At 72.8% G+C, this 8,286-nt stretch carries 8 protein-coding genes and 1 pseudogene; 4 read left to right on the plus strand and 5 right to left on the minus strand.

From position 1 onward, the window contains the following. On the minus strand, positions 1–632 hold a 632-nt coding region (locus C3486_RS35590), incomplete at its 3' end, for a TetR/AcrR family transcriptional regulator (RefSeq protein WP_103837002.1). A gap of 353 nt (positions 633–985) precedes the next feature. On the opposite strand from C3486_RS35590, the gene C3486_RS35595 reads away from it, so the two are divergent. Continuing rightward, entirely contained in the window at positions 986–1,417 is a 432-nt protein-coding gene (locus tag C3486_RS35595; protein ID WP_258053198.1) for a nitroreductase family deazaflavin-dependent oxidoreductase, read from the plus strand. Positions 1,418–1,562: 145 nt separating this feature from the next. Here C3486_RS35595 and C3486_RS35600 read toward each other — a convergent pair whose 3' ends face one another. Beyond that, positions 1,563–2,900: a geranylgeranyl reductase family protein gene (locus C3486_RS35600; RefSeq protein WP_103837004.1), complete on the minus strand. Its 1,338-nt coding sequence runs from the start codon at positions 2,898–2,900 to the stop codon at positions 1,563–1,565. 679 nt (positions 2,901–3,579) lie between these two features. On the opposite strand from C3486_RS35600, the gene C3486_RS35605 reads away from it, so the two are divergent. Then, the gene (locus C3486_RS35605) at positions 3,580–4,947 is read left to right on the plus strand and encodes a dipeptidase (RefSeq protein WP_103837005.1); all 1,368 of its coding nucleotides are present in this window, start codon (positions 3,580–3,582) and stop codon (positions 4,945–4,947) included. Positions 4,948–5,218: 271 nt separating this feature from the next. Here C3486_RS35605 and C3486_RS38450 read toward each other — a convergent pair whose 3' ends face one another. Beyond that, the gene (locus C3486_RS38450) at positions 5,219–6,424 is read right to left on the minus strand and encodes an NUDIX hydrolase (protein WP_258053197.1); all 1,206 of its coding nucleotides are present in this window, start codon (positions 6,422–6,424) and stop codon (positions 5,219–5,221) included. Positions 6,425–6,831: 407 nt separating this feature from the next. Between C3486_RS38450 and C3486_RS35620 the strand changes: the two genes are divergently transcribed. Together C3486_RS35620 and C3486_RS35625 are read left to right on the plus strand one after the other, a co-directional pair. Next, a complete protein-coding gene (locus tag C3486_RS35620) occupies positions 6,832–7,269 on the plus strand; it encodes a hypothetical protein (protein WP_103837006.1) in 438 nt (145 codons plus the stop codon). Further along, positions 7,269–7,514: a hypothetical protein gene (locus C3486_RS35625; protein WP_103837007.1), complete on the plus strand. Its 246-nt coding sequence runs from the start codon at positions 7,269–7,271 to the stop codon at positions 7,512–7,514. The genes C3486_RS35620 and C3486_RS35625 overlap by 1 nt, the downstream gene beginning before the upstream one ends. A 107-nt stretch (positions 7,515–7,621) precedes the next feature. Here the strand turns inward: C3486_RS35625 and C3486_RS35630 are convergent, their stop codons facing one another. Next, on the minus strand, positions 7,622–7,915 hold the full coding sequence (locus C3486_RS35630) for a hypothetical protein (protein ID WP_103837008.1): 294 nt from the start codon (positions 7,913–7,915) through the stop codon (positions 7,622–7,624). A gap of 132 nt (positions 7,916–8,047) precedes the next feature. Then, positions 8,048–8,286: pseudogene (locus tag C3486_RS35635) on the minus strand (serine/threonine protein kinase); the annotation flags it as partial.

Raw genomic sequence — 8,286 nt, forward strand, 5'->3', positions numbered from 1 at the left:
AGCCGGGCCACCACCACGGCGGGCAGCTCCACGCCCTGTTCCGCTGCCAGCGCCAGCATGTCGCCGACCACGGCGTCCGGCAGCGCCTCGGAGGGCTCCCGGAGAGCGCCCGCCACGTACGCGTCCCGCACGACCTCGATCAGTGCCCGGGCCACCCGGCCGGCGGGCTCGGCGGTCGCGTCGGGAGCGTGGTACCCCGGTACGGGCGAGCCGTAGAGCAGCGCGTACTCGTGCGGATGCGCCAGCGCCCACTTCCGTACGGCGTGGCAGACGGCGGTCCAGCGGACAGCGGGCGGCGGAGTGGCGCCACCACTGCCTCTCCGGCCTGCGGCCGCCCCCGCTTTCGCCCCCGCCTTCGTCCCTGCGTTCGCCCGCGCGTCCGTCTCCGCGAGCGCGGTCTCGGCGGCCTGGCCGACGGCGTTGTAGGCGTCGAGGATCAGCGCGGTGAGCAGGTCGTCGCGGCTGGGGAAGTAGCGGTAGAGGGCCGAGGAGACCATGCCGAGTTCGCGGGCGACGGCGCGCAGCGAGAGCTTCGCGGCTCCCTCGGCGGCGAGCTGCCGCCGGGCCTCGTCCTTGATCGCGGCGGTGATCTCGCCGCGGGCCCGCTCCCTGGCGCCCTTGATCGCAGTCATGCGGAGCAGTGTGCCATGTCGGGGAGCGGCGCCCCACAACGAGAGCGGTGCTCCAAATAGGAGAGCAGTGCTCTTGCTTTGCCGTGCCGGGGTGGCGCACACTGCTCTTGAACGTGAGCAGTGCTCTTGTGAGGGAGCAATGCTCTCGGAAGGCAGCGCCGCTCTCGCCTCCTCGGCGGCTCCCACTCCCACCAGAAGGGCCACCCACCATGAACGAGACCCAGCACGACGTCACGAGCGACGCCACGAGCGACGCCACCAACGACGTCACGAACGACGCCCCGCACGACGTGACCCATGAAGCCGTGCGCGGCTCCGCGAGCGGCCAAGGTGCCCAGCCGTCGGGGCGGTACCTGCGGCCCGGTCGGCTCGGGGCGCGGCTCAACGCGTTCATCGGGTGGCTGGCCCGGCGGGGGATCAGCCTCGCCGGGAGCGCGGACCTGGCGGTGCGAGGGCGGAAGAGCGGCGAGTGGCGGCGGGTTCCGGTGAATCCGCTGACCTTCGAGGGCGCCCAGTACCTCGTTTCGGCGCGCGGCGACTCCGAGTGGGTCCGCAACATGCGGGCGGCCGGCGGGGGTCAGCTGCGGGTGGGGCGCAGGACGCGCGCGTTCACCGCCGTGGAGGTGCCGCCCGCCGAGCGGCCGGCGATCCTGCGTGCGTACCTGGAGCGCTGGGGCTGGGAGGTGAAGCAGTACTTCGGCGAGGTGAACGCCCGCTCGGGCGACGACGTACTCCTCGCCGCCGCCCCGAACCACCCGGTCTTCCGCATCACGCCGACCGAGTGACGACGGCTACCTCAGGCCCAACCGGGCAAGCAGCCGACCAGTCGGTCAGCCGGTCACCCCATGCCGCCGGTCAGCCCATGCCCTCGGTCAGCCCATGCCGCCCGTCACCCCTTGCCCGCTTGGCGTCCTTCCCCCTTGCCGGCCGTCACCCGTTGCCCGCCTTGGCGTCCTTCCCCTTGCCGTCCCTGTCCTCGGCCTCCGTGCCCTTGGCGTCAGCGCCGTCCTTGGTGCCCGCGCCGCCCTTGGCGCCCTTGTCGCCGTTGGCATCCCTGGCCTCCGTACCGCCGTCCAGCATCGACAGCGCGCGGTGGGCCACCGGGTGGGTGCGGACCAGTTCGGCGAGGGTGGTGGTGCCGCGCGTGATCTTCGCGAAGGCGTTCCAGGCCGGGCGGAAGCCCGTTATGGCGGCGTGCAGCAGGCCCGGGCGGCGCGAGAAGACCGCGAGCATCCGGCGGCCGACGCTCATCTCCACGCCCAGCCCGGCCTTGATCGCGAAGGCGTAGTTCAGCGCTTGGCGCCGCGCGTCGACCGCGTCGTGCGCCTCGGCGACCCGTACCGCCCACTCCCCCGCGAGCCGGCCCGACCGCAGCGCGAAGGAGATGCCCTCGCGCGTCCACGGCTCCAGCAGCCCGGCCGCGTCGCCGCAGACGAGCACCCGGCCGCGGGACAGCGGCGAGTCCTCGGCGCGGCACCGCGTCAGGTGGCCCGAGGAAATGCTCGGCTCGAAGCCGGCGAGGCCGAGCCGCGCGATGAAGTCCTCCAGGTACCGCTTGGTGGCCGCGCCCTCGCCCCGCGCGGAGATCACGCCGACGGTCAGCGTGTCGCCCTTGGGGAAGACCCAGCCGTAACTGCCCGGGATCGGGCCCCAGTCGATCAGTACCCGGCCTGCCCAGTCCTCGGCGACCGTCGGCGGCACCGGGATCTCCGCCTCCAGCCCCAGGTCCACCTGGTCGAGCTTGACCCCGACGTGCGCCCCTATGCGGCTCGCGCTGCCGTCGGCGCCGACCACCGCACGCGCCAGCACCGTCTCGCCGCCGCTCAGCACGACGGCGACGGTACGGCGGTCGGGGACGGCGCTGCCGTGCTGCTCGACGCGGCTGACCGTGACGCCCGTACGCAGCTCGGCGCCCGCCTTCTGCGCGGCCTCGACGAGCTGGGCGTCGAACTCGGGGCGGTTGATGAGGCCGAAGAGCATCTGCCGGGAGCGGCGCGTGCGCGTCAGCCGGCCGTTCAGCGAAAACGTCACGGCGCGCACGCGGTCCTTCAGCGGCAGCTCGAAGCCGGGCGGGAGCGCGTCACGGGAGGGGCCGATGATGCCGCCGCCGCAGGTCTTGTACCGGGGAAGTTCGGCCTTCTCCAGGATGAGTACGCGGCGTCCCGTGCAGGCCGCGGCGTAGGCGGCCGAGGCGCCTGCTGGCCCCGCGCCGACCACCACCACGTCCCATACCGTCCGGCCGTCCCGGTCTGCGCTCTCGCTGCTCACCTGTACTGCTACTCCGATCGAATCCCTGGCACGAATGCCCGGCTCTCCTGGCACGGCCGCCCGGCGCGGTCCCCGGCGGCACCCGCCGCCCGCGCCGTGGCGCGTACCGCCGGCTGCCACCCGCGCCGTGGCGCGTTCCGCCCGCACCGCTGCGCGTACCGTCCGCCCCTTTGCGCGTACGCCGGCACCGTGCGCGTACCGCCCGCATCCTACGGCTCGCTGATCGCGGAAGCGCCTGCGGGAAGAACGGCTCACCGGCCGCGAACGTGCCCATGGAAAGAACGCCCGGCCGATCGCCCCGCCGCCCGCGGGAAAAACAGCTCACCGACGATGGACGTACCCCAAGGAAACGCACCCCACAAGAAGCGCGCCGACCGCCGAGGCCTCCGCGGAAGAACGACCCGCCCACCACCGAAGCGTCCGCCGGAAACAACGCCTCGCCGCCCCCCAACGTCCCTGTGGGAAGATCGGAGGCACCATCCCCTACGTACGGACGCGTAACGTACGGACGCACGGCCTCGTGCACCACGTGCTCCCACGTGCCACGGGCCGTACGGACACACCACGGACGGGATCCGCGCCGCTCCGGGCGCCCTGGCACCATCCCTCGACCACGGCCCCGGCGGGCACCGCGGGCACCGTCCCGCCAGGACGACGTCGCGCCCAGAAGGAGCGTTCCATGCCTGACAGCCCGCTCGCCACCACCGTCGCCGCGCTGCAGTCCCGCGCCAGGGCCGAACTGACCGAGCTGGTGGCCTTCAAGTCGGTCGCCGACCCCGCGCAGTTCCCGAAGAGCGAGTGCGAGGCGGCGGCCCGGTGGATAACGGACGCGCTGCGGGCCGAGGGCTTCGAGGACGTCGCGGTCCTGGAGACCCCGGACGGCACCGAGTCCGTCTACGGCTTCCTGCCCGGCCCGGCCGGCACCCCCACCGTCCTGCTGTACGCGCACTACGACGTGCAGCCGCCGCTGGACGAGAGCGCCTGGCTGAGCCCGCCGTTCGAGCTGACCGAGCGCGACGGCCGCTGGTACGGCCGCGGCACCGCCGACTGCAAGGGCGGCCTGATCATGCACCTGACGGCGCTGCGCGCGCTCAAGGAGCACGGCAGCGTACCGGTCAACGTCAAGGTCATCGTCGAGGGTTCGGAGGAGCAGGGCACGGGCGGCCTGGAGCGTTACGCGGAGGCCCACCCCGACCTGCTCACCGCCGACGCCATCGTCATCGGCGACACCGGCAACTTCCGCGTCGGCCTGCCGACCGTCACCGCCTCGCTGCGCGGCATGGCGATGCTCCGCGTCCAGGTGGACACCCTGGCGGGCAACCTGCACTCGGGGCAGTTCGGCGGCGCCGCGCCCGACGCGCTCGCGGCGCTGATCCGCATCCTGGACTCGCTGCGGGCCGAGGACGGCTCGACCACGATCGACGGGCTGACGGCGGACGGTACCTGGGACGGGCTCCAGTACGACGAGGCGGAGTTCCGCCAGGACGCCAAGGTGCTGGACGGTGTGGAGCTGATCGGTTCCGGCAGCGTGGCCGACCGGGTGTGGGCCCGCCCGGCCGTCACCGTCATCGGCATCGACTGCCCGCCGGTCGTCGGCGCCACCCCGTCCGTGCAGGCGAGCGCGCGGGCGCAGGTGAGCCTGCGGGTGCCGCCGGGCCAGGACGCCGCCGAGGCGGCCAAGCTGCTGACCGCGCACCTGGAGGCGGCGGCGCCGTGGGGCGCCCGCGTGACGGTCGAGCAGATCGGCCAGGGCCAGCCGTTCCGCGCCGACCTGAGCAGCCCGGCGTACGAGTCGATGGCGGCGGCGCTGCGCGAGGCGTACGACGGCACGGAGATGCAGGCGGCCGGCATGGGCGGCTCGATCCCGCTGTGCAACACGCTCGGCGCGCTCTACCCGGACGCGGAGATCCTGCTGATCGGCCTGAGCGAGCCGGAGGCCCAGATCCACGCGGTGAACGAGAGCGTCTCCCCGGAGGAACTGGAGCGCCTGTCCCTGGCCGAGGCGCTGTTCCTCCAGAAGTACGCGGGGAGCAAGGCGGGGGCGTAGGGGGTACGTACGGGGCGCGGCCGGGCTGGCGGGGGTGCCGCCCGGCCGACCGGGCCCGGTCGGACTGACAGGCGCGGCCGGGCTGAGGGGCACCGCCGGGCTGACGGGCGTGGCCGGGCTGAGGCGCGCCGCCGCGCGTGGCGAGGGGCGCGGCATCGGCCCGACTCGCCCCCACACGCCAGCGGGCGCAGCACCGGCCCACCGCACCGCCGCACCGCCGCATCCGACGGGACGCGGGATCGCCTCCCCGCGTCCTGCATAGAGGCGGGCCTCACCCCACCGGTACGCCCGCCTCCAGGTTGAGCGCGCGGCCCTGGGCGCGGGCGCGGAGGGCCCAGCGCAGGCGGTTCCAGCGCACCGGCGGCAGCATCGACTCGGCCTCGTCCTCCGTGACGAACCGCCAGTCGCGCAGCTCCGAACCGGGCAGCAGCAGGTCCCGTATCTGTTCCTCGGGCAGCCGCCCGCCGTCGAACAGCATCCGCAGCCCGCCGAAGCCGGGCGGCACCGGCGCCTCCCAGTCCAGCACGAGCAGGCGCGGCAGGGCGGGGAGCTGGATGCCCAGTTCCTCGGCCACTTCCCGTACGCCGGCCCGGGCCGGCGGCTCGCCCGGTTCCACGACCCCGCCGGGAAACTCCCAGCCGGGTTTGTACGTCGGGTCCACCAGCAGTACCCGGTCCGCCTCGTCGAAGAGCAGTACGCCGGCGGCCAGGGTCTCGGCGGTCGGTTCGGGGGTCTGCACGATGTCGCAGGCGCCGCCGCCGTTCCGCACGGCCTCGGCGATGCGCTCGGCGGTCTGCCGGGGGCCGATGCCGGTGGTGTCGATGACGTGCGCGTCCTCGCGCAGCCAGCCCAGCGCCTCACGGTACGGCGCCAGCTGCCGCAGGCTCCGCTTGCGGGTCCGCGCGGCCGCGGTGACCTCGGAAGCCGCCGCGGCGGGGCGCTCCCCGGGCAGCACGGCGGCAGCGGTCTCGTGCGGTCCGCCCGCGCCGTCGGCCGCGACCGGTCTGCGCGCCCCGGCAGACCCACCCGGCCCGCCCGCTCCACCTGATCCATCCGGTCCGCTCAGCCCGTTGGATCCGCTCGGTCCATTCGAAGCAGCCTCTTCCCTGCGCGCTATCCGCTCACGAAGGATCGTTTCCTCCGCATGCAGCAGTACGTGCCGCACCGGTATGCGGCGCGAGGCCAGTCCGCCGAATATCTCGTCGCGGTACTCCTGCCGCAACAGGGTCATCGGCGTGATCAGCGGACCCGGCACCTCCGTGAGCAGCGCGGCGGCCGCGTCGACGACGAGTCTGCGCCAGGACGGCAGGTCCTGGTAGTCCTCGACGTCGTCCAGCCGCTTGGCCGGAAGCATCTCCCTCAGACCATGGCCGACCAGCTCGGGGTCGTAGAGCGTGCTCCCGGGGAGCAGGTCCAAGAGTTCCTGTGCCGCGGTGGTCTTGCCCGCACCGAACGCGCCGTTCAGCCAGACGATCACGGTTCCCCCTCATCCCTAGACCCCTGTGAGTTGCCCGCAACACCCTGCCACGGAAACGCGCCACGCACGGCCCCTCCTCCCGACCGGTCCCCACCCCTGTCAACCCCTCGCGCCGTAACTCACCGCCTGGTACGGACTTCTCGTTCCGGTTCCTGCCCCGGTTCGCCATGCCGCACGAACCCTCACGACGCGCCACGTCGGATCGTTCCGCCCGGCCCAGCTCCGCCCGCCCGTGCTCCCGCCGTGTACAGCCCCTCCGCCGCCGTCACCGCCTCCGGTGTGCTCATAGGTGTGCGACAGTCGGCGCTCATCCGGCCGAGACCCGGCCGAGGTCCACGGAACCTGTCCCGAAGGGGGCTCTCAGCGCGGTGTCCTTCCAGCACGAGTGGTCTTCCCTCAAAACCGGCATGTCCCTGGCCGGTCTCGCCCCTGAACCGCCGGCAGCCGCTCGGCCCGGCGGCAGTACGCAGGGCCGTGGCCCGGAACGCGGTGCACCGCCCTCCGGCCGGCCCGGCCTCGCCGTCGGTCAACGGGATCTCGCCGCCATCGGCGAGGCGGCGTACGCCCCGCACCAGCGGCTCGGCAAGGACGGTGACCATGCCCGTCTCAGCAGTCTCAGAGCCGCGAGCGCGCTCCGGGACGATTTCGGCATCGGCCGCGCGCTGGACCACGTCACCACCCGCTGGGTGACTCACCTACGCACGCTCCTCGACGCGTGCGCCCACGTCTCCCGGCATCCCGACTTCACCCGTAAGCTCCACGCCGGCCAGGAGCAGCAGCTCGGAACGGTCTTCAGCGGCATCTCCGCGCTGGACGCGGGATTCACCGAGAGGAGGCGGCGCTGATGGACCTGGAAGCTCTCCGGCTCGGACACCTGGCCCAGCTCCGCGAGGCCGTGGACGACTGGTCGGCCATGGTCACCAAGCTCGATTCCCTGAAGGCCGATGCCGGGGACCACCTCGCATCCCGCGCCCGCAAAGCCACCTGGTCAGGCTGCAACGCCACCGTCACCCGCGAATTCATCGACAAGACGGCCGACGAAATCAAGGCACCCCTCAACATCTCCGCGCACGAGGAAGGGCACTGGTGACGGTTCAGGCGATGCCAGGACGGACCGATCGCTGCCTATGCCTCGCGGGTGCGGGAGACACGGCAATGTGCCGGGTGAATGACAAGAGCCGGCCCGTAACTCATCTGCTACGGGCGGGGCTTTGGGGACGTCAGGTGTTCCACGGTGGGAGATACGCCAGTGGGTTTGAAGATGCCTTTGTAGGCGCTGATGGCTGAGACGGAGGCGATGAGGATGCTGGTGACGATGTCCTTGCCGGCGAAGTCGCCGGCGAAGTAGGCCGTGCCGAGGCCGACGAGGACCGAGACGGTGATTTGTACGGCGGCACGGGCGGCGCTGGGCCAGTGGGGCTGGTTGACGGCGGATATGAGGAGGGGGGAGACGAATCCGATGATCAGGGCCCACATCTGCGCGTTCGTCATGGCGGCTGCCTCTCTGCCCAAGGCCGGGTGTGGGATGGAGCGTGCCTACGGGCAGCGTCGGGGCAGGCGGGAGGGGCGGCAAGGGGGGCGGGGAGAAGCGACGGGGCGAAGAGGGCGGGGGCGTGCCCGCCGTCAGCACGTCGGCAGGCCCGGGACCGGGTGGTCGTTTTCGCCGCCCTTGAGGTAGACGACGCTGACGTAGACCCCGGTGTTGCCGCTGTCGTCGTCGGTCCTGGCCCACCAGACGTTGGTCCACTTGCCGTACGTCTCGCGGCGGTTCAGGTTCGCCTGGCAGTAGAAGTAGTTGGTACCGGCCTTGACCGTGCCGACCCGCTCGTAGTTCTTCGTGTACGATCGGCCGCGCGCCAGAC

The sequence above is a fragment of the Streptomyces sp. Ru73 genome (assembly GCF_002920575.1).
In the GTDB taxonomy this organism is placed as follows: Bacteria; Actinomycetota; Actinomycetes; order Streptomycetales; family Streptomycetaceae; genus Streptomyces.